The sequence below is a fragment of the Pseudonocardia abyssalis genome (genome assembly GCF_019263705.2).
In the GTDB taxonomy this organism is placed as follows: domain Bacteria; phylum Actinomycetota; class Actinomycetes; order Mycobacteriales; family Pseudonocardiaceae; genus Pseudonocardia; species Pseudonocardia abyssalis.
The window spans coordinates 1,138,299-1,165,103 of the sequence record NZ_JADQDK010000001.1 but is presented as its reverse complement, the minus strand read 5'-3'; the positions used below and the strand labels follow the sequence as shown (position 1 = coordinate 1,165,103).

Below are 26,805 nucleotides of genomic sequence, written 5' to 3'. Positions count from 1 at the left end.
GCACCGGCGATCAGGGTCGCGGCGCCCCGCGCCACCCGCGGACCGGCAGGTCGAACTTGCGGACCAGGCGGTCGGCGAAGGGCCGCCCGTCCAGGCGCACCATCCGCACCGGCATGTCCCCCCGTGAGAGCTCCACGCGGGCACCCGGAGGCAACGCGACGGTGCGCCGGCCGTCACAGTCGAGGACGGCGGGGGGACCGTTCGCGTCGACCTCGACCGCCACCTGCGAATCCGGCGAGATCACCATCGGCCGCGCGAACAGCGCATGTGCGTTGCTCGGCACCAGCAGCAGGGCCTCCACCTGCGGCCACACCAGCGGCCCTCCCGCGGAGAACGCGTAGGCGGTGGAGCCGGTCGGGGTCGCGCACAGCACGCCGTCGCAGCCGAACGCCGACACCGGTCGCCCGTCGACCTCCAGCACGACCTCCAGGATCCGCTCGCGCGTGCTCTTCTCGACCGCGGCCTCGTTGAGCGCCCAGGTGCGGGCCAGCACGTCGCCGTTGCTGCGGGCGACCGCATCGAGGGTCATGCGCTCCTCGACGGCGTAGGTGCCGGCGACGATCGCGTCGAGCGCGTCGTCCAGGGAGTCCTGCTCGACCTCGGCGAGGAACCCGACCCGCCCCAGGTTGACGCCCAGCAGCGGCACCCCGACCGGCCGCGCCATCTCCGCGGCGCGCAGCAGCGTGCCGTCGCCGCCCAGCACCAGTACGACCTCGGCTCCCTCGGCGCACCCGGGGCGCCCGTCGACGACGCGTGGACGGAGCGACTCGGGCAGCTCCTCGTCGTCGACCTCGGACCACTCCTCGGCCAGCACGCGCAGCCGGATCCCGTCGGCCGCGAGCCGGGCCGCGACCGCGGAGGCCGTCTTCCGGTTCGTCGCACGTCCGGTGTGCAGGACGAGCAGGACCTCCCGCCGGCTCACGCCGGCCCCTGCTCGACGGCCGTGGCCAGCGCGTCGTCGCCGACGTCGTCACCGGTGCGGGCCAGCAGCAGGAAGAACTCGACGTTGCCCGACGGCCCCGGCAGCGGGCTCGCCACCGCCCCGCGCAGCACCAGCCCGAGCGCGCGGGCGGCCGCGGCGACGTCGACGAGCGCCGAGCGGCGGAGCTCGGGATCACGCACGACACCACCGGAGCCCAGCCGCTCGCGCCCCACCTCGAACTGCGGCTTCACCATCGGCACCAGCACACCGTCGGTGCAGGCCGCGAGCGCGGGCAGCACGGTGCGCAGGGAGATGAACGACAGGTCGGCGACGGTCACCGCGGCGGTCCCGCCGATGTCGTCGGGGGTGAGCGCGCGGACGTTCGTGCGGTCGTGCACGTGCACCCGCTCGTCGCTGCGCAGCCGCCACACCAGCTGCCCGTACCCGACGTCGACCGCGACGACCTCGGCCGCGCCGCGGTCGAGCAGCACGTCGGTGAAGCCGCCCGTGGACGCCCCCGCGTCGAGGCAGCGGGCCCCGCCGACGTCGAGGGCGAACGCGTCGAGCGCCCCGATCAGCTTGTGCGCACCGCGCGAGGCCCACTCGCGCTCACCGGTCTCGCGCACGATCACCGGGGTGTCGCGGTCGACGACGGTGGCCGCCTTGCCCGCCACCACCCCGCGGACGGCGACGCGACCCTGCTCGATCAGCTCCGCGGCCTGCTGGCGCGACCGGGCGAGCCCGCGCCGCACCAGCTCGGCGTCCAGACGGGCCCGGGTGACCACCCGCGTCACGCCGAGCCCGCGGCCAGCGCGTCGCCCAGAGCCGCGTGCACGCGCTCGTAGGCGTCGACGTGCTCCGCGAGCGGGCGCTGCGCCAGGCCGTCGAGACCGGCCATCGCGGCGGCCACGGCGGCGCGGGGGTCTGCGCCGCTCGGGTCGGCGGCACCGCGGGGTCCCGACACGGGGCCGGACCCTCCCGGGGTGGCCCCGATGTGTCCCGGCGGGGGGCCGGGGCGTCCCGGCACGGGCCGGGGCGGTCCCGGGATCGGGACGGTCATGTGCGGGCTCCGGGCGGGTCGGGGGTTGCGGCTCCCCCCACGGTAACCGGGGCGAGACCCAGCTCGTCCAACGCCCGCTCGGCGCCGTCGCCGGACGCCGTGACCTGCACCTTCCCGCCGCCCGCCGCCCAGTGGACCGCGCAGAGCACGCGGAGGGCGTCGAGCGCGTCGCCGTCGCCGGAGAGCTCGACCGCGCCCTCCCCGGTCGACCGGGCGTGCCAGCCGGGCCGGGGTCCCGGCGCCAGATCGTCGACCGGGAGGTCCAACGCCGACATGTCGGCGCCGATCAGGTCAGGACGCAGCGCCTGCGGCGCGGCCAGCAGCTCGGCGGCGTCGGAGACGCCGGTGAGCACCAGCAGCGTCGTCATCCCGGCCGCGCGGCCACCCTCGACGTCGGTGTCGAGCCGGTCGCCGATCATCAGCGGGTTCTTCGCCCGCGAGCGGCCCGCCGCCTCGTGCAGCAGCGCGGGCGCAGGCTTGCCCGCCACCTGCGGCTCCCGCGACGACGCCGTACGCAGCGCCGCGACCATCGACCCGTTCCCCGGCAACGGGCCGCGTTCCGTCGGCAGGGTCGGGTCGACGTTGCACGCCACCCACACCGCACCGGCCCGCAGCGCGACCGTGGCCTCGGCCAGCACCCGCCAGCCGGTGTCCGGGCTGTGCCCCTGCACGACGGCGACGGCGTCGGCCGCGTCGGAGGTGACCGTCAGACCGACCCGGGTCACCTCCTCGACCAGCGCCTCCGTGCCGACGACGAGCACCGCCGCCCCCGCCGGGAGCTGCTCGGCCAGCATCGCGGCGGCCGCCTGCGAGCTCGCGACGACCTCCCGCTCGGTGGCCGGGAACCCCAGCTCGGCCAGGTGCGCCGCCACGTCGGTCGGGCGGCGGGAGGCGTTGTTGGTGACGTACATCGTCGTCACGCCGCGCTCCCGCGCCGCCAGCACCGCCTCGACGGCACCCGGAACCGCCTCGGGGCCACGGTAGAGCGTGCCGTCGAGGTCGGCGAGCAGGACGTCGTGCCGGTCGAGGGGGGTGGTCACCGCGCGGTGTCCCCGCCGGCGGTCCCGGCGGCGCCGTCGGAGCGCGCCTGGTCGGCAACGGCTTCGTCGACGTCGACCCCCTCGACAGGCGCCTCGTCCGCAGGCGCCTCGTCCACATCGCCCTCGTCGACCGTCGCCACATCGGCCACCGCCGCAGCCGGCTCGGAGTCACCCCCGTCGTCGGTGGTCACGTCGTCGGGATCCGCTGTCGAAGCCTCCGAGGTCGCCACCCCGGCCGGTTCGGCCGCACCCGCGACGCCGGTGTCGGCCCCGGGCGTGACCGGGGCGGATGTGTCCGTGCCCTCCGATGCCGCGGGGTCGTCGACCGGATCGGTCTTCTCGCCCGGGAGCTCCGCCACCGGGTCCGGCTCGTCCCCGTCGACCGCGGCGCTCGGCTCGGTCCCGAGCTCGTACGGGGCGGGCGGGTCCACGTCGTCCGCGACGGTCGGCTCGACGTCGTCGGCCGCCTGCGTGTCGTCCTCCGACGCGTCGTCCGGCCGCGCCTCGTCCGTCACCGACGCCTCGTCCGTCACCGACGCCTCGTCGGTCACCGGCGCGTCGTCCGTCACCGGGGCGTCGTCGACCTCGTCCTCGTCGACGTCCTCCACCCCGAAGGCGAAGTCGTCGGCGTCGTCGGGGTCCTCCCCGGTCAACCCGGCGATGCGGCCGACCGCGTCGGTCTCACCCTCGGCGTCGGCGTCGGCGGCGTGGACGAACCACTGCAGCGCGTCGGACTCACGCCCGGCCGCCAGCAGGTTGTCGGCGTAGGCGTAGAACAGCCGCGCGCTCCACGGGTCGCGCCGCACCGGGTCCAGCTCGGCGATCTGCAGGCCGACGACGGCTGCATCGAGCTCACCGAGGTCGCGCCGCGCCCCCGCGGCGACGATCGCCAGCTCGATGCGTCCCGCGGTGCCCAGCTCGGCCGCCTCGGGGCTGCGCGCGATGTCGACCGCCCGCTCCGGGCGACCCAACGCACGCTCGATGTCGGCCATCACCGGCAGGTGGATCGGGCCACCGCCCATCCGCCGGGCCGCACGCAGCTCCGCGAGGGCCTCGGTCCACTCCTCGGCGTGGTAGGCCGCGATCCCGGCCGCCTCCCGGACCACCGCGATCCGCGACGCGCGGCGTCGCGCGTACCGGGCGTGCTCCAACGCCAGCGCCGGGTCCTCCTCCACGAGGCTGCCCGCGGCCACGAGGTGCCGAGCGACGCTGTCGGCGGTGTCCTTCTGCAGCCCGCGCAGATCGCGGCGGACCTCCGTGTCGAGTGCGGCCACCGTGTACTCGTCGCTCAGCGGCGGCTCGGCCACGAACGACGCACGCGCCGACTCGGGCACGCCCGCCCGGTCCCGGCCGGGGCGTGCGCCGGTGTCGCGGGACGGCCGGTCCGGCCGTCCACCTGCCGTGCGCCGGTCGTCGGGACGACGCTCGGACCGCGCCCCGGACACCGGGCGACGGTCCGCCGACCGGTCCGCGTACGGACGGTCCGAAGCCGGACGTCCGCCGGCGGAGCGGTTCGCGGAATCACGGTCGCCGTAGGTGCGACCGCCGGAAGGGCGGTCGGTGGAGGAGCGGTCGGTGCTCGGCCGACCCGCCGATCCGCGGTCCGCCGAGGGCCGACGGTCGGCCGACGGCCGGTCGCCGTACGGGCGGCGGTCGGACCGGTCGTCGGATCGCGCGGGGCGCCGGTCACCGGTGGGACGTGCGTCATCGCGGCTGCCGGCGCCGGAACGCTCGCGCCATCCCCCGTCGTCGCGCCGGCCGGACCCGGCCCGGTCGTCCTGCCGCTCACGGTGGGGGCGGTCCGACGACGGACGTGCCGACGGGTCGTCACGGCGCGCAGCCGGGGGGCGCGATGCGCCGCGGTCGTCGTCGCGGCGCGGACGGTCCCGGCCGTCGCGGGCCGATGTCAAGGAGCTCGATGCCCGGTCACCACGGTCCCGACCGCCGGAACCCTGGTACCCGCCGGATCCCCGGTCGCGATCGCCCGAGCCCTGGTACCCGCCGGATCCCCGGTCGCGATCGCCCGAGCCCTGGTACCCACCGGAGCGCTGCGCGGGCCGGTCCGCACCGGAACGCCGGTCACCGGACGGGCGGTCGCGATCGTCCCGTACGGGGCGGCGATCGTCGCCGCGGTCCGGACGGCTCCCCCGCGGATCGGATCCGCCGTCGACACGACGCGCGAACGCCGTGTCGCGCCCCTCCGAGCGCACCCGCTGGGGGTCACGCCCTCGGCTGTCGGTGCCGCTCTTGCCCGAGCTCCAGCCGCTTCGACCGTCGCCGGACCCGGTGCGTTCACGACCGCCGGCATGCCCGCCGCGCCGATCGTCGGACCGGTCGGGGCGGTCCGTCCGTACCGGACGCGAGGCAGACCCGCCGCGCGAGTCCCCCCCGCGGAAGCCGCCGCGGTCCTCACGCGGGCGCCCGGCACCACCACGGTCGTCCCGGGAGGCGCCGCTACGTCCTGCGCGGTCGTCGTCGCCCGCGCGCCCGCGGTACGGCGAGCCACCACGGCTGTCGCCGTCGCGGCTCGGGCGGGACGGACGGTCGTCGCCGCCGCGGCGCGGGTAACCGCCCTGGGGGCGGTCCTCGCGCCGTCGGTCACCCGGCCCACCGCGCGCATCGCGGTCACCGCGCCCGGCGTCCTTCGCGGCCGGACGCGCCGACCGCGAATCCCCGGAACGGACCGGTCGATCACGGTCGTTCCGCGGTCGGCCGTCGGACCAGCCGCTTCCTGTGCCGGCGCCCCGGCGGGAATCGTCGCGCGAATCCCGGCCGGAACCGGATCCACCTCGCGACGGGTTTCCGCGTCGTTCTCCACCCGATCGATCATGTCCTGCCGGGGAGCCGCCGCGATCATCCCGTCGCGGGCGGTCATCGCCGGAACCATCCGCGATACTCACCTGCAGAGGATACAAAAAAGTGGGCCCCCGCCTGACGGCGGGGGCCCACAAATGAGGTTTGATGTCGGCGGCGACCTACTCTCCCACACCCTAACGAGTGCAGTACCATCGGCGCTGGAGGGCTTAGCTTCCGGGTTCGGGATGGGACCGGGCGTTCCCCCTCCGCCATAACCACCGACAACACTATGAAACGTGTTGCGACGACTTCAGCGTATGCAATTAGTGGATGCGAGACAACACGAGCCTGTTCCGCAACCCGACCACACAACATGGTTGTGTGTTCAGGGTCGCACAGTGGATGCAAACAACTCGTCATGAACAAGCCCTCGGCCTATTAGTACCAGTCAACTCCACCCCTTACAGGGCTTCCATCTCTGGCCTATCAACCCAGTGGTCTGCTGGGGGCCTTAACCACGCAAGGTGGTGGGAGACCTCATCTTGGAACGAGCTTCCCGCTTAGATGCCTTCAGCGGTTATCCCTTCCGAACATAGCCAACCAGCCGTGCCCCTGGCGGGACAACTGGCACACCAGAGGTCCGTCCGTCCCGGTCCTCTCGTACTAGGGACAGCCTTCCTCAAGTCTCCTGCGCGCGCGGCGGATAGGGACCGAACTGTCTCACGACGTTCTAAACCCAGCTCGCGTACCGCTTTAATGGGCGAACAGCCCAACCCTTGGGACCTACTCCAGCCCCAGGATGCGACGAGCCGACATCGAGGTGCCAAACCATGCCGTCGATATGGACTCTTGGGCAAGATCAGCCTGTTATCCCCGGGGTACCTTTTATCCGTTGAGCGACACCCCTTCCACCAGGTGGTGCCGGATCACTAGTCCCGACTTTCGTCCCTGCTCGACCTGTCGGTCTCACAGTCAAGCTCCCTTGTGCACTTACACTCAACACCTGATTGCCAACCAGGCTGAGGGAACCTTTGGGCGCCTCCGTTACATTTTGGGAGGCAACCGCCCCAGTTAAACTACCCACCAGGCACTGTCCCTGAACCAGATCATGGCCCGAGGTTGAGACACCCAATTCGACCAGAGTGGTATTTCAACAATGACTCCACAACCACTGGCGTGGCCGCTTCACAGTCTCCCACCTATCCTACACAAGCCGAACCGAGCACCAATACCAAGCTGTAGTAAAGGTCCCGGGGTCTTTCCGTCCTGCCGCGCGTAACGAGCATCTTTACTCGTAGTGCAATTTCGCCGAGTCTGTGGTCGAGACAGCGCCCAAGTCGTTACGCCATTCGTGCAGGTCGGAACTTACCCGACAAGGAATTTCGCTACCTTAGGATGGTTATAGTTACCACCGCCGTTTACTGGCGCTTAAATTCTCCGCTTCGCCCCGAAGGACTAACAGGTCCTCTTAACGTTCCAGCACCGGGCAGGCGTCAGTCCGTATACATCGTCTTGCGACTTCGCACGGACCTGTGTTTTTAGTAAACAGTCGCTTGGGCCTGGTCTCTGCGACCGCCCACCGCTAGCCCGCAAGGAGCTTCACAGCAAGCGGTCCTCCTTCTCCCGAAGTTACGGAGGTATTTTGCCGAGTTCCTTAACCACAGTTCACTCGATCGCCTTAGTATTCTCTACCTGACCACCTGTGTCGGTTTGGGGTACGGGCCGCAACAGCACTCGCTAGAGGCTTTTCTCGGCAGCATGGGATCACTCTACTTCGCCTCAATCGGCTACGCGTCACGTCTCACCCTTATATGACAACCGGATTTACCTGGATGTCGGGCTACACGCTTGCACCAGTACTACCATTAACTGGCGGAGCTACCCTCCTGCGTCACCCCATCGCTTGCCTACTACCGGATCGGTTCCCACGCTCCCCCGACAAACCAACCCGAAGGTCGGTAAACGGGTTCGGATGGTTAGCATCACCGGCCTCAGCACGGACGCACTATCACGGGCACGGGAATATCAACCCGTTGTCCATCGACTACGCCTGTCGGCCTCGCCTTAGGTCCCGGCTCACCCTGGGCGGATTAACCTGGCCCAGGAACCCTTGGTCATTCGGCGGCAGAGGTTCTCACTCTGCATTCGCTACTCATGCCTGCATTCTCACTCGCACACCCTCCACGACTGGGTCACCCCGCCGCTTCACTGGATGCACGACGCTCCCCTACCCAACACCACGACTACACACCCACAGCAAGCTGCAGGAGCGGATCTCATGTGGTATTGCCACGGCTTCGGCGGTGCGCTTGAGCCCCGCTACATTGTCGGCGCAGGACCACTTGACCAGTGAGCTATTACGCACTCTTTAAAGGGTGGCTGCTTCTAAGCCAACCTCCTGGTTGTCTGGGCGATCCCACATCCTTTCCCACTTAGCGCACGCTTAGGGGCCTTAGCCGGTGATCTGGGCTGTTTCCCTCTCGACTATGAAGCTTATCCCCCACAGTCTCACTGCCGCGCTAGAAATACCGGCATTCGGAGTTTGGTTGAGTTCAGTAAGATTTTGGTCCCCCTAGCCCATCCAGTGCTCTACCTCCGGTATCCACCACGCGACGCTGCACCTAAATGCATTTCGGGGAGAACCAGCTATCACGGAGTTTGATTGGCCTTTCACCCCTACCCACAGCTCATCCCCCCCGTTTTCAACCGAGGTGGGTTCGGTCCTCCACGACGTCTTACCGTCGCTTCAACCTGGCCATGGGTAGATCACTCCGCTTCGGGTCTACACCCCGCGACTCAATCGCCCTATTCAGACTCGCTTTCGCTACGGCTACCCCACACGGGTTAACCTCGCCACGAAGCATAACTCGCAGGCTCATTCTTCAAAAGGCACGCCATCACCCAAAGGCTCTGACGGCTTGTAGGCACACGGTTTCAGGTACTATTTCACTCCCCTCCCGGGGTACTTTTCATCTTTCCCTCACGGTACTAGTCCGCTATCGGTCATCAGGGAGTATTTAGGCTTACCGGGTGGTCCCGGCAGATTCACAGCAAATTCCACGAGCTCGCTGCTACTCGGGAGCAACATCCACAACGCATGCCATGTTTTCGCGTACGGGGCTCTCACCCACTACGGCAACCCTTTCCAGAGGTTTTCCGCTAACACAACACCACGAAGTCAGGCAGACGGCAGTCCACCTACGACGAAATCCCACAACACCCACATCGCAACGCCTGCCGGCTTGACACGACATAGGTTTAGCCTCTTCCGCTTTCGCTCGCCACTACTCACGGAATCACGGTTGTTTTCTCTTCCTGTGGGTACTGAGATGTTTCACTTCCCCACGTTCCCTCCAACACCCTATGTATTCAGATGTTGGTAACACCCCATGACGGGTGCTGGGTTTCCCCATTCGGACATCCTCGGATCACAGCTCGGTTGACAGCTCCCCGAGGCCTATCGCGGCCTCCCACGTCCTTCATCGGCTCCTGATGCCTAGACATCCACCATGTGCCCTTAAACACTTGTTCACAACAAGATGCTCGCATCCACTATGCAACACTCAACACACAACCACACCCCGACCCGCAACGACCACCACCACACCCACCCAACCAGCACGAAGCCGGCACCAGGGATGCGTTAGACGGTCCAGGCCAGGAGCAGCCAGAGACAAACACCCAACCAACAGGTGTCCTCTCAGGACCCAACAGCGTGCCGAACCCGCCAACCCTCCGAAGAGAACCAACGCACCTTGAAGATCTACTTGGTCATTATGTTCCACCCAGCCACAACCCCCAGTCGACGACCCGAAGACCATCCGTCGAGAGCGTGGTTATCGTGAAAGGAGAACCAACCACCTTCAGAGTGGCCGGTCAGCCTCACCACACGGTGAGAACTCCTTAGAAAGGAGGTGATCCAGCCGCACCTTCCGGTACGGCTACCTTGTTACGACTTCGTCCCAATCGCCAGTCCCACCTTCGACAACTCCCTCCCTTACGGGTTAGGCCGTCGGCTTCGGGTGTTACCAACTTTCGTGACGTGACGGGCGGTGTGTACAAGGCCCGGGAACGTATTCACCGCAGCGTTGCTGATCTGCGATTACTAGCGACTCCAACTTCATGGGGTCGAGTTGCAGACCCCAATCCGAACTGAGACCAGCTTTAAGGGATTCGCTCCACCTCGCGGTCTCGCAGCCCTCTGTACTGGCCATTGTAGCATGTGTGAAGCCCTGGACATAAGGGGCATGATGACTTGACGTCATCCCCACCTTCCTCCGAGTTGACCCCGGCAGTCTCCCATGAGTCCCCGGCATAACCCGCTGGCAACATGGAACGAGGGTTGCGCTCGTTGCGGGACTTAACCCAACATCTCACGACACGAGCTGACGACAGCCATGCACCACCTGCACACCAGCCACAAGGGAACGCCTATCTCTAGACGCGTCTAGTGCATGTCAAACCCAGGTAAGGTTCTTCGCGTTGCATCGAATTAATCCACATGCTCCGCCGCTTGTGCGGGCCCCCGTCAATTCCTTTGAGTTTTAGCCTTGCGGCCGTACTCCCCAGGCGGGGCGCTTAATGCGTTAGCTGCGGCACAGAGACCGTGGAATGGCCCCCACACCTAGCGCCCACCGTTTACGGCGTGGACTACCAGGGTATCTAATCCTGTTCGCTCCCCACGCTTTCGCTCCTCAGCGTCAGTATCGGCCCAGAGACCCGCCTTCGCCACCGGTGTTCCTCCTGATATCTGCGCATTTCACCGCTACACCAGGAATTCCAGTCTCCCCTGCCGAACTCAAGTCATGCCCGTATCGACCGCAAGCTCAGGGTTAAGCCCCAAGTTTTCACGACCGACGCGACAGACCGCCTACGAGCTCTTTACGCCCAATAATTCCGGACAACGCTCGCACCCTACGTATTACCGCGGCTGCTGGCACGTAGTTGGCCGGTGCTTCTTCTACCCCTACCGTCAACCCGAAGGCCTTCGTCAAGGTCGAAAGAGGTTTACAACCCGAAGGCCGTCATCCCCCACGCGGCGTCGCTGCGTCAGGCTTTCGCCCATTGCGCAATATTCCCCACTGCTGCCTCCCGTAGGAGTCTGGGCCGTGTCTCAGTCCCAGTGTGGCCGGTCGCCCTCTCAGGCCGGCTACCCGTCGTCGCCTTGGTAGGCCATCACCCCACCAACAAGCTGATAGGCCGCGGGCCCATCCCCAGCCGAAAAAACTTTCCACCAACCACCATGCGACAGTTGGTCATATCCGGTATTAGACCCAGTTTCCCGGGCTTATCCCAGAGCTGAGGGCAGGTCACCCACGTGTTACTCACCCGTTCGCCGCTCGTGTACCCCCGAAAGGGCCTTACCGCTCGACTTGCATGTGTTAAGCACGCCGCCAGCGTTCGTCCTGAGCCAGGATCAAACTCTCCAACAAAAAAAGAGGTTGAAAACCCAACCAAAGTACCTGCGACGGGGTCGCAGGAAAAACAAACTGGCATAAAACCAATTCAAGATCGTGTCATCCGAAGACGACACAGTTCGACACACTGTTGAGTTCTCAAAAGACACCCGCACACCATCGCGATCCTTGCGGACCGGGCCGGGGCAACTTTTCCAAGCTACATGGTCCCGTTCGCGGTGTCAAACTCCCGCTGGGCCCAACTGCTTGGCACGTACTGGGCAAGGCTACACCGTGAGGTGAGAGGCCTTGCGGATGGTCACCGTTCCGCGGGCTGACTCTGGGCCGAAGATTTCGTCCCGGTCTGTCGTGCTGCCCGCCGTGGCGACGAGGAGAAAGTTACACAGACCCGGTTCCGTGAGTCAAATCGGGGGGTCCCTTTCGGCGTTTCCGCAGTTCAGAGACCTGCGACGCGCACACCGGCCAGATTGCGCTTGCCGCGGCGCACGACGAGCCAGCCGCCGGCGAGGTGGTCGGCGGGCGTCGGGGACCACGCCTCGTCGAGCACCTTCGCGTTGTTCACGTAGGCGCCCCCCTCCCCCACGGCACGTCGCGCGGCCCCCCGGCTCTCGCTCAGACCGGTCGCCACGAGCAGGTCGACGATCGTCGGCTCCTCCGTAGGCGCGACCTGCGCGTGCGGGACCTCCGCCAGGGCGGCGTCGAGCGTGCCCGCGTCGAGGTCGCGCAGCTCCCCTCGCCCGAAGAGGGCGCCGCTGGCCGCGACCACCTGCTCCGTCTGCCGTGCGCCGTGCACCAGCGTGGTGAGCTCGGCGGCCAGTGCTCGCTGTCCGGCGCGCAGATGCGGCCGTTCGGCGACATCCTTCTCGAGCGCCTCGATCTCCTCGGGCGGCAGGAAGGTGAACAGGCGCAGGTACCGGCCGACGTCGGCGTCCCCGACGTTCACGAAGTACTGGTACCAGGCGTACGGCGAGGTCATCTCCGGGTCCAGCCAGATGTTGCCGCCCCCGGTGGACTTCCCGAACTTGCGGCCCTCCGCGTCGGTGACCAGCGGCACCGTCAGGGCGTGCACCGCGCCGGACTCCACCCGCCGGACCAGCTCCACCCCTCCGACGATGTTGCCCCACTGGTCGGAACCGCCGATCTGCAACCGGCAGCCGTGCCGCCGGTAGAGATGCAGGTAGTCCTGGCTCTGCAGCAGCAGGTAGCTGAACTCCGTGTAGGACATCCCGTCGGAGGCGAGCCGGCGCTTCACCGTCTCCCGGCCGAGCATCACGTTCACCGAGAAGTGCTTGCCCACCTCGCGCAGGAACTCCAGGGCCGTCTGCTCGCCGGTCCAGTCGAGGTTGTTGACGACGAGCGCGCCGGTCGGCGTGTCGTCGAACGCGACGAACCGCTCGAGCTGCCCGCGAATGCGGGTGCCCCAGTCGCGGATCGTCTCGACGCTGTGCATCGACCGCTCACCGACGTCGCGCGGGTCACCGATCATCCCCGTCGCCCCGCCGGCCAGGACGATCGGCCGGGCCCCGGCCTGCTGGAACCGGCGCAGTGTGAGCAGCGGCACGAGGTGGCCGGCGTGCAGGCTCGGCCCCGTCGGGTCGAACCCCGCGTAGAGCGTCAGCACCCCCTCGGCGAGATCGTGTCGCAGCGCCTCGCGGTCGGTGCTCTGCGCGATGAGGCCGCGCCACTCCAGGTCGTCCAGGATGCCGGGGATGTTCGTGCTCACACCCGAATCCTGCCCCAGTGCGGAAGCGGGTTCTCAGCCGCCCACGCGTGCGGCGAGCTCGCCCGGCACCGTGTCGAGCAGCGACGGCAGGCTGAGCACGCTGCTGAACGACAGGGCCACGGCCTGCTCCGCCGTCATGTCGTACACGCGGCCCTCCTGGCCGATCCGCAGGGTCGGGTAGCCCGCCTGCTCCTGGAGAGTGGCGTTCTCCGTACCGGGGATCTGCAGCCAGACCAGCACGTCGGTCTCGTCGAGCAGGCCGAGCTGCTCGCCGCTGATGTCGGCGTAGAAGTTCTCACCGGCGAGCCCGTCGAACGTGGCGGGCACGGTGAGCCCCAGCGACGTCAGGAAGCGCCCGCGGTTGTCCTGTGAGGTCCACACGAAGAACTGTCCGCCCCCGACGGAGCTGACGGCCGCCACCGCGGCGCGCTTGCCCGCGAGCTGCGGATACTCCGCCGCGACGGCGTTGAAGCGTGCCTCGAGGTCGGTGACGAGCCCGTCGGCCTCGGTGCTGCGCCCCAACGCCTGCCCGATCAACCGAGTCGTGTCCTGCCACCCGCTCTGGAAGGGCTGGTCCCCGACCGGCTGCGTGATGACCGGGGCGATCCTCGAGAAGCTGTCGTACTGCTCCCGGGTCAGTCCGGCCGAGACGGCGACGATCAGGTCGGGGGCCAGCGCGGCGACGGCCTCCAGGCCGACCTCGCCGTCCAGTACCTCGGGCTGCTGCCCCTGCAGCAGGTCCGACGCCCACGGCCAGGTGGCCGACGGCTGCCCCCCGGTGAACTCGCGGATCGCCACCGGGACGACGCCCAGCGCGAGGATCGCGTCCTGGTCGGTGTAGCCGAGGGACACCACCCGCTCCGGGGCCGCGGGGATCTCCGTCGTACCGAGCGCGTGCTCGACCGAGACGGGGAAGCCCGCCGACGGCGCTGCCCCCGGGTCCGTGCCCGGGTCCGGAACCCCGCACGCGGCGAGGACGAGGGAGAGACCGGCGACGAGCGCCAGGAGGACGGGGCCACGCGCACGGCGTCGTTCCAGCACGAATGGAGGGTAGCCTTGCCTATCTAAGACGTCCAGCGCGGGCCGCGCGGCGGTACACGCTCACCGCGGGCTCACCGTCGATCCAGAAGCGCCACGGCACGTCGGCCGCCGCTCTGACCCCGACCCGGGGACCGGTGCGCACCCGCGCCGGGTCGACCGGAGGCCCGGCCAGCACGCGCACCGCGGACGTCGTGCACGTCACGTCGACACCGTTCGCCTCGCGGCCCAGCCCGAGCAACGACGCCAACCGGGCCGGCCCGCGCGCCAGGTCGACGTCACGGTGGGCGGTCGGGCGACGGTGCCGGGCCACTGTGAGGTCCGACACCACCTCCCCCGCGCGCAGCAGCACCGCGCCGGCATCGCCGTCGTCGAGACAGCTGACGTTGGCACAGAAGTGCATCCCGTAGACGAAGTAGACGTACAGGTGACCGGCCGGCCCGAACATCACGCCGTTGCGCGGGGTCCGGCCCCGGTGGCTGTGCGACGCCGGGTCGTCGGCCCCGCGGTACGCCTCCACCTCGACGAGCCGCACGGCGACCGTGCCGTCCGGGGTGTCCGCCTCCACGGTGCACCCCAGCAGCCGCACGGCCGCCGCCTCGACGTCGGCGCTCAGCTCCTCGCGGTCGAGCAGCACCCGACCGGTCAGGAGGCCTCGGCCAGGGCCAGGTGCACGCAGACCGCGACCCCGGCCATCGCCTTCTCCACCTCGTCGAGCGGCGGGAAGGTGGGCGCGAGCCGGATGATCGAGTCCGCCGGGTCGTCGCCGCCGGGGTGGGTGGCACCGGCCGGGGTCAGCGAGATCCCGGCCTCCTTGGCCAGCTGCACGATCCGCGTGGCGCGGCCCTCGGGCACCGTCAGCGTGACGAAGTAGCCGCCCTTGGGCGTCGACCACGAGACGCCGGGGGTGTCGGCGAAGTTCTCCGTGAGCACCTTCTCCAGCGCGGCGAACTTCGGCGCGATGAGCGCGCGGTGCTTCTCCATGTGGGCGGCGACCCCCGCGGCGTCGCCGAAGAACAGCGCGTGGCGCAGGTGGTTGACCTTGTCGGGGCCGATGGTGCGCTTGCCGGTGAGCGCGAGCCACCACTTCACGTTGGCGGGCGAGGCCCCCAGGAACGCGACCCCGGCCCCGGCGAGGGTGATCTTCGACGTGGAGCCGAAGACGAACGGGCGGTCGGCGTGGCCCGCCTCCGCAGCGAGCGCCAGCACGTCGGCGACCTCGACGGCCTCGTCCGTGAGGTGGTGCACCGCGTACGCGTTGTCCCACATGATCCGGAAGTCCGACGCCGCCGTGGGCATGCTCGCCAGGCGGCGGGTGACCTCGTCGGAGTAGACGACACCGTCGGGGTTGGCGTACTTCGGCACGCACCAGATGCCCTTGATCGACGGGTCGGCGGCGACGAGCCGCTCGACGACGTCCATGTCGGGGCCCTCGGACGTCATCGGGACCGCGAGGAGCTCGATGCCGAGCCGGTCGCACACCGCGAAGTGCCGGTCGTACCCGGGCACCGGGGCGAGGAAGACGACCTTCTCCTCGTCGACCCAGCGCCGCTCGGCGCCGGGCAGCGGCGAGAGCAGCGCGTGCACGAGCGTGTCGTGCATGAGCTCCAGGCTCGAGTTCCCGAACGCGATCAGCTGCTCGACGGGCACCTGCAGGACCGGCGCGAAGATCTCCCGCAGCTCGGTGAGCCCCTGCAGCCCCTGGTAGTTGCGGGTGTCGGTGCCGTCGGCCGCCTTGTACCGCTCCCCCGGCAGGCCGAGCATCGCGACCGAGAGGTCGAGCTGGGCCGCGGAGGGCTTGCCGCGGGTGAGGTCGAGCTTCATGCCCTGCGCCACGAGGGCGTCGTAGGCCTCCTGGGCGCGGCTGGTGACGTCCGTGGTCATGCTGGTCCTCCAAGCGAGAGAGCGTCGCGGGCGGTGGCCGCGGCGGCGCGCAGGTCGTCGAGCTGCTCGGCGACGCGCTCCCCCGCGGTGCCACCGCGGGCGTTGCGCGAGGCTATCGAGCCCGCCACCGTGAGCACCTCGCGCACCCCGGGGGTGAGCGCGGGGTGGACGGCGACGAGCTCGGCGTCGGTGAGATCGGCCAGACCGACGCCGCGGCCCTCCGCCGCACGGACACAACCACCCGCCGCCTCGTGCGCCACGCGGAACGGGACGCCCTCGCGGACCAGCCACTCGGCGACGTCGGTGGCCAGGGTGAAGCCCTGCGGCGCGAGCGCGGCGAGCCGGTCGGTGTGGAACGTGAGGGTGGCCACCATCCCGGAGACGGCGGGCAGCAGGAGGTCGAGCTGCTCGACGGAGTCGAACAGCGGCTCCTTGTCCTCCTGCAGGTCGCGGTTGTACGCGAGCGGCATCGCCTTGAGCGTGGCCAGCAGCCCCGTCAGGTTGCCGATCAGCCGCCCCGCCTTGCCGCGCGTCAGCTCCGCGACGTCGGGGTTCTTCTTCTGCGGCATGATCGAGCTGCCGGTGGAGAACGCGTCGTCGAGCGTGACGTAGGAGAACTCCGCCGTCGCCCAGAGGATCACCTCCTCCGCGATCCGCGAGAGGTCCACCGCGATCATCGCGAGGACGAACGCGGCCTCGGCCGCGAAGTCGCGCGACGCGGTGCCGTCGATGGAGTTGGCGCTGGACGAGTCGAAGCCCAGCTCCTTCGCGACGGCCTCCGGATCGAGCCCGAGGCTCGACCCCGCCAGCGCACCCGACCCGTACGGTGAGACGGCGGCGCGCCGATCCCAGTCGCACAGCCGGTCGACGTCGCGCAACAGCGCGTGGGCGTGCGCGGCCAGGTGGTGCCCGAGCAGCACCGGCTGCGCGTGCTGCAGGTGGGTGCGGCCGGGCATGGGTGCCCCGGCGTGCGCGGTCGCCTGCGCCACCAGTGCGTCGACGACGTCGAGCACTCCCCCGCCGACCCGCACGGCCGCGTCGCGCAGCCACATCCGGAACAGCGTGGCCACCTGGTCGTTGCGCGACCGCCCGGCTCGGAGCTTCCCGCCCAGGTCCGGGCCGGCCCGCTCGATGAGTCCGCGTTCCAGGGCGGAATGCACGTCCTCGTCATCGGGCGCCGGTCCGAACGCACCCGACTCGACGTCGGCGCCCAGCTTGGCCAGCGCGTCGAGCATGCCGGTGAGCTCGGTGTCGGTGAGCAGGCCCGCGGCGTGCAGCACCCGGGCGTGCGCCACCGAGCCGCGCACGTCGTAGGGGGCGAGGCGCCAGTCGAAGTGGGTGGACTTGCTCAGTGCCGCCAGAGCGTCGGCCGGACCGGAGGCGAACCGGCCGCCCCACAGTGCCGAGCCCGCCATCAGTCGGTCCCCGCTTCCAGGGCGGCGTCGTCGAGGAACCGGCCCGAGTCGCGCGCCTCGTCCGCCGCGGCGATCCGGTCGAACCCGCCCGAGGGCAGCTCGCCGAACAGCGTGCCGTGCTCGACGAGGACGGTGCCCTGGTCGTGCGGCTGTCCGGCGTAGGCCTCCAGCTTGGCCCGGGAGTCGGCGATGTCGAGGTTGCGCATCGTGAGCTGGCCGATCCGGTCCGTCGGGCCGAACGCGGCGTTCTCGACGCGCTCCATCGAGAGCCTCTCGGGGTGGTAGGAGAAGCCGCTCCCGCGGGTGTCGAGGACCGTGTAGTCGTCACCGCGGCGCAGGCGGAGCGTGACGGTGCCGGTGACGAGCGAGGCGATCCAGCGCTGGATCGACTCGCGGACCATCAGGGCCTGGGGGTCGAGCCAGCGACCCTCGTAGAGCAGCCGGCCGAGCTTGCGGCCCTCGTGGTGGTAGTTCGCGACGGTGTCCTCGTTGTGGATCGCGTTCACCAGCCGCTCGTAGGCGGTGAAGAGCAGCGCCATGCCGGGCGCCTCGTAGATGCCGCGCGACTTCGCCTCGATGATCCGGTTCTCGATCTGGTCGGACATGCCGAGGCCGTGGCGGCCGCCGATCCTGTTGGCCGCCAGCACGAGGGCGACCGGGTCGGCGAACCGCTCACCGTTGATCGCCACCGGGTGGCCCGCCTCGAAGGTGACCGCGACGTCCTCGGTCGCGATCTCGACCGAGGGGTCCCAGAAGCGGACGCCCATGATCGGCTCGATGGTCTCCAGGGACACGTCGAGGTGTTCGAGGGTCTTGGCCTCGTGCGTGGCCCCCCAGATGTTGGCGTCGGTGGAGTACGCCTTCTCCGCCGAGTCCTTGTAGGGCAGCCCGCGGGAGGTGAGCCACCGGCTCATCTCGTCACGCCCACCGAGCTGGTGGACGAAGTCGGCGTCGAGCCACGGCTTGTAGATGCGCAGCTCGGGGTTGGCCAGCAGGCCGTAGCGGTAGAACCGCTCGATGTCGTTGCCCTTGAAGGTGGAGCCGTCGCCCCAGATGTTGACGTCGTCGGCGTGCATCGCCCGCACCAGCAGGGTGCCGGTGACGGCGCGGCCCAGCGGCGTGGTGTTGAAGTACGTGCGCCCCCCGGACCGGATGTGGAAGGCGCCGCACGCGAGCGCGGCCAGGCCCTCCTCCACCAGCTGCGGCCGGATGTCGACCACGCGGGCGATCTCGGCGCCGTACTGCTTCGCGCGGTCGGGCACGCCGGAGACGTCCAGCTCGTCGTACTGGCCGAGGTCGGCGGTGTAGGTACACGGGATCCCGCCGCTCTCGCGCATCCAGGCGACCGCCACGGAGGTGTCGAGGCCTCCGGAGAAGGCGATGCCGATGCGCTCACCCTGGGGCAGGGAGGTCAGGACCTTGCTCACGAAGTGCTCCTCATCTACAGATCGCGCAGCAGCGCGACGAGTTCGGCGCCGGTGAGGGGCTCGCGGGCCACCACCAGGAGGGTGTCGTCGCCGGCGATGGTGCCGACGACGTCGTGCAGGGCCGCGCGGTCCAGCGCGCTGGCCAGGTAGTGCGCCCCACCGGGAGGCGTGCGCAGGACCGCCAGGTTCCCACTCGCGTCCGCGGACACGAGCAGGTCCCCCAGCAACCGGGCCAGCCGGGCGGTGCCGCCCTCGATCCCGCGGACCGGGCTGCCGTCGTCGGGGATGACGTAGACGGGTGTGCCGCCGTCGGCCCCGCGGAGCTTGACCGCGCCCAGCTCGTCGAGGTCGCGCGAGAGGGTGGCCTGCGTGGTGCCGATCCCGTCGGACTCCAGCAGCGCCAGCAGCTCGCTCTGGCTGTGGACCCGGCGCTGGGTGATCAGCTCGACGATCCGGGCCTGCCGCGACACGCGCGAGCGTCCGCCCTGGATCGCGGTCATCGTCGTCTCCTCATCGGCTCAGCAGCCAGGTGAGCAGTGCCTTCTGCGCGTGCAGCCGGTTCTCGGCCTCGTCCCACGCGGCGCTCTGCGGCCCGTCGAGGACCTCGTCGGTGATCTCGTCGCCGCGGTGCGCGGGCAGGCAGTGCAGGACGATCGCGGCCGGGTCGGCCCGGGCGAGGAGCTCCGCGTTGACCTGCAGCGGCCGGAACGGGGCGGCGCGGTCGAGACCGTCGGCCTCCTGGCCCATCGAGACCCACGTGTCGGTGACGATCACGTCGACCCCGTCGACGGCGGCGTGCGGGTCGGCGATCAGCTCGACGCCTCCGCCGGTGTCGGCGGCCCGGTCCTTCGCGGCGCGCAGGACCTCCTCGTCGGGGGTGAACCCCTCCGGTGCGCAGACCCGCACGTGCATCCCGGCGGTGGCCCCGCCGAGCAGCAGCGAGTGGGCCATGTTGTTGGCGCCGTCGCCGAGGTAGGTGAGCGTGAGCCCGGCGAGCCGTCCGAAGCGCTCCCGGATCGTCTGCAGGTCGGCGAGCACCTGGCAGGGGTGGAACTGATCCGTGAGCGCGTTGACCACCGGCACCGTGGCCGCCGCAGCCATCTCGTCGATGCGCGACTGGTCGCCGGTGCGCCAGACGATCGCGTCGACGTAACGGGACAGCACCCGGGCGGTGTCGGCGATGGTCTCGCCGCGCCCGAGCTGGCTGGCCTGCGCGTCGACGATCAACGGCTGGCCGCCGAGCTGCGAGATCCCGACCTCGAACGAGATCCGGGTGCGCGTGGAGGACTTGTCGAACATGACCGCGATCGGCCGCGGCCCGGCGAGTGGCCGCTGCGCGTACCGGTCGGCCTTGAGCGCGTCGGCGAGGTCGAGGATCGCGGTCTGGTCGGCGGGCGACAGGTCGTCGTCGCGCAGGAGGTGCCTAGGCATCCTTCGCCCCGTCCAGGATTGCCGGGAGCGCCGCGACGAACTCGGCCGCCTGGGCCTGCGTGAGCACAAGCGGCGGGGCCAGGCGGATGCGGTCGGGCGCAGCGTTGTTGATCAGGAACCCGGCGTCGCGCGCGGCGGTGGCCACCGCGGCGGAGACCGGCTCGCCGAGCAGGATCCCGATGAGCAGGCCGGCCCCGTCGACGCCGCGGAGCAGCGGGTGCCCCAGCGCCTCGACGCCCGCGGTGATCGTCTTGCCGACGAGGTTCACGTGCTCGAGGAGCCCGTCGGAGGCGATGGTGTCGAGCACCGCGAGAGCGGCGGCGCAGCACACCGGGTTGCCGCCGAACGTGGTGCCGTGCTGGCCCGGCTCGAGCAGCCCGCCCGCGGCGCCGATCCCGATGCACGCCCCGATCGGCAGGCCGCCACCGAGCCCCTTGGCCAGGGTGATCACATCGGGCACGACGCCCGCGGTCTGGTGGGCGAACCAGGCTCCGGTACGCCCGACGCCGGTCTGTACCTCGTCGAGGACCAGGAGTGCGCCGCGCGCCGCGGTGAGCTCGCGGGCCGCCTTCAGGTAGCCCTCAGGCGGGGTGACCGCGCCGGCCTCCCCCATGATCGGTTCGAGGAAGACGGCGGCGGTGTGCTCGTCGACCGCCGCGTCGAGCGCGGCGACGTCGCCGTAGGGCACGTGCGAGACACCGGGCGTCATCGGTTCGAACGGGGTGCGCTTGGGCGCCTGGCCGGTGAGCGCCAACGCGCCCATCGTGCGGCCGTGGAACGAGTTCTCCGCGGCGATGATGTTCGGGCGTCCGGTGCGCCGTGCCATCTTGAACGCGGCCTCGTTGGCCTCGGCGCCGGAGTTGCAGAACAGCACGCGGGCGTCGCCTGCGTCGAGCAGCTCGAGGAGCCGCTCGGCCAGGGCCAGCGGCGGCTCGGTGAGGTAGAGGTTGGAGGTGTGGCCCAACGTCGAGATCTGCCGGGTGACGGCCTCGACGACCGCGGGGTGGGCGTGACCGAGCGCGTTGACCGCGATGCCGCCGAGGAGGTCGAGGTAGCGGCGACCGTCGGCGTCCCACACCTCGGCGCCCGACCCGCGCACCAGCGCGAGCGGCGGGGTGCCGTAGTTGTTCATCATCGCGGCCTGCCACCGCTGCACGAGGCTCATGGGATCACCATCGTTCCGACTCCGTCGTGGGTGAAGACTTCCAACAGGACCGAGTGCGGGACCCGGCCGTCGATCACGTGGGCCTGGCCCACCCCGCCGCGGACCGCCCGCAGGCACGCCTCCATCTTCGGCGCCATACCCGCCTCCAGCCCGGGGAGCATCGGCTCCAGCTCGGCCGCGGTGAGCTCGCTGATCACCGACTCCGGGTCGGGGTAGTCGGCGTAGAGGCCCGCGACGTCGGTGAGCACGACGAGCTTCGCCGCGTCCAGCGCCGCGGCGAGAGCGGCGGCCGCACTGTCGGCGTTGATGTTGTAGACCTGCCCGTCGGCGTCGGGCGCGATGCCCGCGACGACCGGGATCCGGCCCGCGCGGACGATGTCGAGCACGGCGTCCGGGCTGACCTCGACGACGTCGCCGACCAACCCGATGTCGACGACCTCGCCGCCGACGAGCGCGGTGCGCTTCTCCGCCCGGAACAACCCGGCGTCCTCCCCGGACAGGCCGACGGCGTAGGGGCCGTGCTGGTTGATCAGGCCGACGAGCTCGCGCCCGACCTGCCCGACCAGCACCATCCGGACCACGTCGATCGTCTCGGGGGTGGTGACGCGCAGGCCGCCGCGGAACTCGCCGGGCAGGCCGAGGCGGGTGAGCATCGCGCTGATCTGCGGACCGCCGCCGTGCACCACGACCGGCAGGATCCCGGCCAGGCGCAGGAAGACCATGTCGCGGGCGAAGGCCTGCTTCAGCTCCTCGTCGATCATGGCGTTGCCGCCGTACTTGACGACGACGATCCTCCCGTGGAAGCGCTGCAGCCAGGGCAGCGCCTCCGCGAGGATCCCGGCCTTCTCCCCTGCCCGCTCCAGCCGCTCGCTACGAGGGGTACGCACTGTTCTCCTCCACGTAGGCGTGCGACAGGTCGGTGGTGAGGATCTCGCCCTCGCCGTCGCCCAGACCCAGCGTGATCACCACGGCGATCTCCGCGCCGGACAGGTCGGCCGACGTGCGCCCGCCCGCCGCGACCCCGCCGCGGCACAGCTCGACGCCGTTGATCGCGATGTCGAGCCGGTCGGGGTCGACCGCGGCATCGGAGTAGCCGACGGCGGCCGCGATCCGGCCCCAGTTGCCGTCGCAGCCGAACAGCGCCGTCTTGACCAGGCTGTCGCGGGCGACCGTGCGCGCCACCACCACGGCGTCGTCCTCCGACGCCGCACCGGTGACCCGCACGGTGATGCGCTTGGTGACGCCCTCCGCGTCGGCCTGCATCTGCTCCGCGAGGAAGCGGCAGGTCTGGGTGAGCGACCGCTGGAAGTCGGCCGGGTCGGGTCGCACCCCGGACGCGCCCGAGGCCAGCAGCAGCACCGTGTCGTTGGTGGACATCGAGCCGTCGACGTCGAGCCGGTCGAAGGTGACGCGCACCGCGGCGCGCAACGCGGTGTCGAGCTCGTCCGCATCGAGAACCGCGTCGGTGGTGAGCACCGAGAGCATCGTGGCCATCGACGGCGCGATCATCCCGGCGCCCTTGGTCATCCCGCCGACCCGCCAGCCCGCCCGGTTCTCGCACACGACCTGCTTCGCGACCGTGTCGGTGGTCATGATCGCGGTGGCCGCCGCGGTGCCCGCCGCCTCGTCGGCGGCGAGCCCGGCGTGGGCCTTCTCCACCCCGGCCAGCACGGCGTCGCGCGGGAGCTGGGCGCCGATCAGGCCGGTGGAGCAGATCGCGACCTCGACGGCCCCGCACCCGAGCAGCTCCGCCGCCTTCTCCGCCGTGGCGTGCGCGGTCTGGAACCCGTCCGGTCCGGTGCATGCGTTGGCCCCGCCGGAGTTGAGGACGACCGCCCGCAGCGCACCGGTGGTGAGCACCTGCTGCGACCAGAGGACGGGTGCGGCCTTGACCTTGTTGCGCGTGAACACCCCCGCCGCGGCGAACCGCGGACCGTCGTTGACGACGAGCGCGAGATCGGGCGCGCCGCTGGACTTGAGCCCGGCGACGACACCGGCCGCCCGGAACCCCTGCGGGCTGGTGAGACTCACGGCGCCACTCCGTTCAACGGCAGGCCGGTGGTCTCGGGGAGCCCGACGGCCAGGTTCATGCACTGGACGGCGGCGCCGCCGGTGCCCTTGGTGAGGTTGTCGATCGCGGCGACCGCGATCAGCCGGCCGGCGTCGTGGTCGACGGTGACCTGCAGGTGGACGGTGTTGGCGCCGAGCGTGGCGGCCGTGGTGGGCCACACGCCCTCGGGCAGCAGGTGCACGAACGGCTCGTCGGCGAAGGCCTTGGCGTAGGCCTCGCGCACCTCCCCCGCCGAGGCCGACGTGGGCGCCGAGCAGGACGCGAGGATGCCGCGCGGCAGCGGGGCGAGGACCGGTGTGAAGCTCACGTCGACGGTTGTACCGGCGACCCCCGACAGGTTCTGCACGATCTCGGGGGTGTGCCGGTGCACGCCCCCCACCCCGTACGCCGACAGCGAGCCCATCACCTCGGCGCCGAGCAGGTGTGGCTTGAGAGACTTGCCCGCCCCCGAGGTCCCGGTGACGGCGGTGACCACGACCGACGGCTCGGCCAGGCCGGCGGCCAGCGCCGGGAACAGCGCGAGGCTGATCGCCGTCGGGTAGCACCCGGGGACGGCGACGCGCTTCGCCCCGCGCAGCGCGTCGCGGGCGCCGGGCAGCTCGGGCAGGCCGTAGGGCCAGCTCCCGGCGTGCTCGCCTCCGTACCAGCGCGACCACGCGGCGGCGTCGACGAGCCGGTGGTCGGCCCCGCAGTCGATCACCACCACGTCGGTGCCGAGCTGGGCCGCGAGCGCTGCGGAGTGGCCGTGCGGAAGCGCGAGGAAGACGACGTCGTGCCCGGCCAGGGTCTCCGGGGTCGTGTCGAGCAGCACCCGGTCGGCCAGTGCGAGCAGGTGCGGCTGGTGCTCGCCCAGCCGCGTCCCCGCGCTCCCGCCGGCCGTCAGGGCCCCGATCTCGACGTCCGGGTGGGACAGCAGCAGGCGGAGGACCTCGCCCCCGGCATACCCACTGGCTCCTGCGACCGCGATCCGCACCATACGCATGACTATGCACGAGCGCGGAATCTCATGCAACCTGCTTCTGTCGGTACCCCTCCCTATCGTTCCGGGCATGACCGATCTGGCCGACGCCGTGCGCGCCGGGCTGGCCGCCCGGGCCGATCCCGACGCGGCCGGGCCGATGCAGCGCTACATGAGGTCCGCGATGCCGTTCCGGGGTGTGCCGAAGCCGGCCCGGGAGGAACTGGTGCGGGAGCTGGTCGCGGGGCGGTCGGTGCCGTCGGTCGAGGAGTTCGGTGCCACGGTCCGCGATCTCTGGGACGGTGCGGAGTTCCGGGAGGAGCGCTACGTCACGCTCACCCTCACCGGGCACCGGCGCTGGGCGCCGCCGCAGGACGCGTCGTGGGTGCCGCTGTACCGGCACTGGATCGTCACGGGCGCGTGGTGGGACTTCACCGACGAGATCGCGAGCCGCCGGATCGGGTCGCTGCTGCGCGCCGACCCGGCGTCACTCGTCCCCGTGCTGCGGGCGTGGATCACCGACCCCGACCGGTGGCTGCGGCGCACATCGGTGATCGCGCAGCTCGGCTCCGGCGAGGCCACCGACGTCGGGCTGCTCACCGACGCGATCGAGGCCACCCTCGGGGACCCGGACTTCTTCCTGCGCAAGGGGATCGGCTGGGCCCTGCGCCAGCACGCCCGCGTCGACCCCGGCTGGGTCCGCCGGTTCGTCGACGGCCACCCCGGACTCTCCCCACTGTCGCGCCGGGAGGCCCTCAGGCACCTGCCGTGAGCACCCCATCCCGGCCAGCGCGTCGTACCAGGCGGGGTCGAGCCAGTACTCGCCGTGCCCACGCAGCGGGAGCAGGCAGCCCCGCTGCAGCGTCCGGTCGGCCGGGGGCGGCGGATCGGCGAGGCACCAGTCCGGGCCGTACTGCTCGCGGCCCGGCCGCGAATCCCGACCCAGATCCCCGATCCACTCCGGCGCATCCCGGTTCCAGCTCAGCACCGGCCCGGCCAGCGGGTCGGTGTCGCGGTAGAGGTTGCGCCAGTCCCCACCCAGGTCGGTGTGCAGTGCGGTGACCGCCTCGCGGTTGACGTACGCCGGGAAGCCCCGGGCGAACATCACCTGCAGCTGCGAGCCGAACGTGAGGAAGGAGATCCGGTCCAGCAGCGGACGGTCCGCCTCCGACGCCGACAGCCGGACGAGCGCGGCGAAGGCCAGCAGGCTCCCCTGGCTGTGTCCGCAGACCGCGAGCCGGGCGGCGCCGGCGTCGCGCAGGTGGAACCGGATCCGGTCCTCCAGGTCGGCGACGGCCCGCGCCGAGTACGCCGACGGCACGAACGGGTGCACCGCGCGCGGCCAGAACGCGATCACGTCCCACACGACGTTGATCCCGCGCCGGGCCGACGCCCCGAACAGCGCGGTGCGGGCGAGCAGGATGAGCCCGGTCGCGAGACCGGTCAGCGTCAGTGTGCCGAACGCGAGCAGCGCGACCTGGAGCGCGGGCGCGGCGACTCCGGGGCGGGGCCACCAGCTGAGCACGTCGAGCGCCCACGGAAGTTCGACCGCGGGCAGCCCGAGCACCGGGGCGAGGTCGACCGCGGCGACCATCGTGAGCACGACGCCGAGCACCCCGGAGGTCGCGAGCACGCAGACCAGGCCGTTCTTCAGCCGGGCCGTCCAGATCGCTGCGGCGACCTTGCGCGTCCAGCGCCCGGTCAGCCACGGCGCGGACTCCGCCACCCGCGGGGCCTCGCTCGCGATCGCGGCCCGCCGTCGGAGGACCAGGTACCCGGTGAACAGGACGCCACCGGCGGCGGTGACACCCCACGCGTAGGCGACGCGGGAGAGCAGCTCGGGCACGACGACCGGACGCTCCCCGGAGGTCAGTGCCGCCGCGACGACCGTCGTGAACGCGCCCGAGTAGCCGACGCCCAGGAAGAGGCCGAGCAGTGCCAGCAGGATGCACGCCCCACCACCGGCGTACGGGGCGAAGGGTCCGTCGCCGCGGTGGGCGCGGGCGAGCACGGCGTTCGCGATCGCCAGCACCGCGACGGCGAGCACCGCGACCAGCATCACCAGGACGGAGACGACGTCGCTCCCCGGCGGGCCGCCCGGTCCCCCGCCGACCGGCCGGAGCAGCGCCGCTCCGATCGTCACCAGCGCGACGGCCCCGGCCAGCACCGCGAGCACCTGGGAGGCCACCTCCCGGTTCCGCACGCGGCGGACCGCGGCGGGGTCGGCCGGTCCCCAGGGATTCGTCGCGGTGTCGAGGTCCCGCAGCCCGGCCGTCACCGCGACCGCGACCAGCCCGAACACCGCCGCAGCCGCCACCCGGAGCACCTGCTGGAACCCGACGGACCCGGTGAGCGCCGCACCGACGCCCGCGACGACGGTCAGCCCGCCCGCGGCGTGCAGCGCCTGCAACGACCGGAGGTCCCGGACCCCGACGAAGAAGTCGCGGTGCACCAGGTC

General features: G+C 70.7%; 18 protein-coding genes and 3 rRNA genes. 1 reads left to right on the top strand and 20 read right to left on the bottom strand.

What is annotated here, in order from left to right; translation table 11 throughout:
* Positions 1 to 10: 10 nt before the first annotated feature.
* The 20 genes from I4I81_RS05580 to argC all read right to left on the bottom strand — a co-directional run bounded on the left by I4I81_RS05580 (position 11) and on the right by argC (position 24,371).
* A complete protein-coding gene (locus I4I81_RS05580; RefSeq protein WP_218604998.1) occupies positions 11 to 922 on the bottom strand; it encodes an NAD kinase in 912 nt (303 codons plus the stop codon).
* On the bottom strand, positions 919 to 1,707 hold the full coding sequence (locus I4I81_RS05575) for a TlyA family RNA methyltransferase (protein WP_218604999.1): 789 nt from the start codon (positions 1,705 to 1,707) through the stop codon (positions 919 to 921). The genes I4I81_RS05580 and I4I81_RS05575 overlap by 4 nt, the downstream gene beginning before the upstream one ends.
* 5 nt (positions 1,708 to 1,712) lie before the next feature.
* Positions 1,713 to 1,886, bottom strand: a complete 174-nt coding sequence (locus tag I4I81_RS05570) for a hypothetical protein (RefSeq protein WP_225924493.1) — start codon at positions 1,884 to 1,886, stop codon at positions 1,713 to 1,715.
* Between the two features lie 92 nt (positions 1,887 to 1,978).
* Positions 1,979 to 3,022 (bottom strand): HAD-IIA family hydrolase, encoded by a 1,044-nt coding sequence (locus I4I81_RS05565; RefSeq protein ID WP_218615857.1) that lies wholly within the window; start codon positions 3,020 to 3,022, stop codon positions 1,979 to 1,981.
* On the bottom strand, positions 3,019 to 4,467 hold the full coding sequence (locus tag I4I81_RS05560; protein WP_218605924.1) for a tetratricopeptide repeat protein: 1,449 nt from the start codon (positions 4,465 to 4,467) through the stop codon (positions 3,019 to 3,021). Before I4I81_RS05560 ends, I4I81_RS05565 begins: the two co-directional genes overlap by 4 nt.
* Positions 4,468 to 5,984: 1,517 nt before the next feature.
* Positions 5,985 to 6,101, bottom strand: a 5S ribosomal RNA gene (gene rrf / locus I4I81_RS05555).
* Between the two features lie 135 nt (positions 6,102 to 6,236).
* Positions 6,237 to 9,349: ribosomal RNA gene (locus I4I81_RS05550) — 23S ribosomal RNA — on the bottom strand.
* A 376-nt stretch (positions 9,350 to 9,725) separates the two neighbouring features.
* A 16S ribosomal RNA gene (locus I4I81_RS05545) occupies positions 9,726 to 11,250 on the bottom strand.
* The 16S, 23S and 5S rRNA genes sit together here, the layout of an rRNA operon.
* 421 nt (positions 11,251 to 11,671) lie before the next feature.
* Entirely contained in the window at positions 11,672 to 12,958 is a 1,287-nt protein-coding gene (tyrS, locus tag I4I81_RS05540) for a tyrosine--tRNA ligase (protein ID WP_226363769.1), read from the bottom strand.
* 33 nt (positions 12,959 to 12,991) lie between these two features.
* A complete protein-coding gene (locus I4I81_RS05535) occupies positions 12,992 to 13,999 on the bottom strand; it encodes an iron-siderophore ABC transporter substrate-binding protein (protein ID WP_218602398.1) in 1,008 nt (335 codons plus the stop codon).
* Between the two features lie 19 nt (positions 14,000 to 14,018).
* Entirely contained in the window at positions 14,019 to 14,630 is a 612-nt protein-coding gene (locus tag I4I81_RS05530; RefSeq protein WP_225925049.1) for a DNA-3-methyladenine glycosylase, read from the bottom strand.
* A gap of 11 nt (positions 14,631 to 14,641) precedes the next feature.
* A complete protein-coding gene (locus I4I81_RS05525; protein WP_218602397.1) occupies positions 14,642 to 15,880 on the bottom strand; it encodes an aspartate aminotransferase type Ic in 1,239 nt (412 codons plus the stop codon).
* Complete coding sequence (gene argH, locus I4I81_RS05520; protein WP_218602396.1) at positions 15,877 to 17,295, bottom strand: argininosuccinate lyase; 1,419 nt, start codon at positions 17,293 to 17,295, stop codon at positions 15,877 to 15,879. Before argH ends, I4I81_RS05525 begins: the two co-directional genes overlap by 4 nt.
* Complete coding sequence (gene argG, locus I4I81_RS05515; protein WP_218602395.1) at positions 17,295 to 18,722, bottom strand: argininosuccinate synthase; 1,428 nt, start codon at positions 18,720 to 18,722, stop codon at positions 17,295 to 17,297. Before argG ends, argH begins: the two co-directional genes overlap by 1 nt.
* Before the next feature lie 14 nt (positions 18,723 to 18,736).
* Positions 18,737 to 19,222, bottom strand: coding sequence for an arginine repressor (locus I4I81_RS05510; RefSeq protein ID WP_218602394.1), 486 nt, complete (start codon positions 19,220 to 19,222; stop codon positions 18,737 to 18,739).
* A 10-nt stretch (positions 19,223 to 19,232) separates the two neighbouring features.
* Positions 19,233 to 20,153: an ornithine carbamoyltransferase gene (gene argF / locus I4I81_RS05505; protein WP_218602393.1), complete on the bottom strand. Its 921-nt coding sequence runs from the start codon at positions 20,151 to 20,153 to the stop codon at positions 19,233 to 19,235.
* The gene (locus I4I81_RS05500; RefSeq protein ID WP_218602392.1) at positions 20,146 to 21,318 is read right to left on the bottom strand and encodes an acetylornithine transaminase; all 1,173 of its coding nucleotides are present in this window, start codon (positions 21,316 to 21,318) and stop codon (positions 20,146 to 20,148) included. Before I4I81_RS05500 ends, argF begins: the two co-directional genes overlap by 8 nt.
* Complete coding sequence (argB, locus tag I4I81_RS05495) at positions 21,315 to 22,205, bottom strand: acetylglutamate kinase (RefSeq protein WP_218602391.1); 891 nt, start codon at positions 22,203 to 22,205, stop codon at positions 21,315 to 21,317. Before argB ends, I4I81_RS05500 begins: the two co-directional genes overlap by 4 nt.
* Positions 22,189 to 23,349, bottom strand: coding sequence for a bifunctional glutamate N-acetyltransferase/amino-acid acetyltransferase ArgJ (argJ, locus tag I4I81_RS05490; RefSeq protein WP_218602390.1), 1,161 nt, complete (start codon positions 23,347 to 23,349; stop codon positions 22,189 to 22,191). The genes argB and argJ overlap by 17 nt, the downstream gene beginning before the upstream one ends.
* On the bottom strand, positions 23,346 to 24,371 hold the full coding sequence (gene argC, locus I4I81_RS05485; protein WP_218602389.1) for an N-acetyl-gamma-glutamyl-phosphate reductase: 1,026 nt from the start codon (positions 24,369 to 24,371) through the stop codon (positions 23,346 to 23,348). The genes argJ and argC overlap by 4 nt, the downstream gene beginning before the upstream one ends.
* A gap of 67 nt (positions 24,372 to 24,438) precedes the next feature.
* Here argC and I4I81_RS05480 point away from each other — a divergent pair, with 67 nt between their 5' ends.
* Positions 24,439 to 25,119, top strand: a complete 681-nt coding sequence (locus tag I4I81_RS05480) for a DNA alkylation repair protein (protein ID WP_218602388.1) — start codon at positions 24,439 to 24,441, stop codon at positions 25,117 to 25,119.
* Positions 25,120 to 26,805: the final 1,686 nt, after the last annotated feature.

Excerpts from the sequence above, each read along its gene's own strand:
- argF (WP_218602393.1), bottom strand. The coding sequence starts at position 20,153 with ATGCCTAGGCACCTCCTGCGCGACGACGACCTGTCGCCCGCCGACCAG.
- argH (WP_218602396.1), bottom strand. The coding sequence starts at position 17,295 with ATGGCGGGCTCGGCACTGTGGGGCGGCCGGTTCGCCTCCGGTCCGGCC.
- I4I81_RS05480 (WP_218602388.1), top strand. The coding sequence starts at position 24,439 with ATGACCGATCTGGCCGACGCCGTGCGCGCCGGGCTGGCCGCCCGGGCC.
- I4I81_RS05510 (WP_218602394.1), bottom strand. The coding sequence starts at position 19,222 with ATGACCGCGATCCAGGGCGGACGCTCGCGCGTGTCGCGGCAGGCCCGG.
- argC (WP_218602389.1), bottom strand. The coding sequence starts at position 24,371 with ATGCGTATGGTGCGGATCGCGGTCGCAGGAGCCAGTGGGTATGCCGGG.
- I4I81_RS05500 (WP_218602392.1), bottom strand. The coding sequence starts at position 21,318 with ATGAGCCTCGTGCAGCGGTGGCAGGCCGCGATGATGAACAACTACGGC.
- I4I81_RS05525 (WP_218602397.1), bottom strand. The coding sequence starts at position 15,880 with ATGACCACGGACGTCACCAGCCGCGCCCAGGAGGCCTACGACGCCCTC.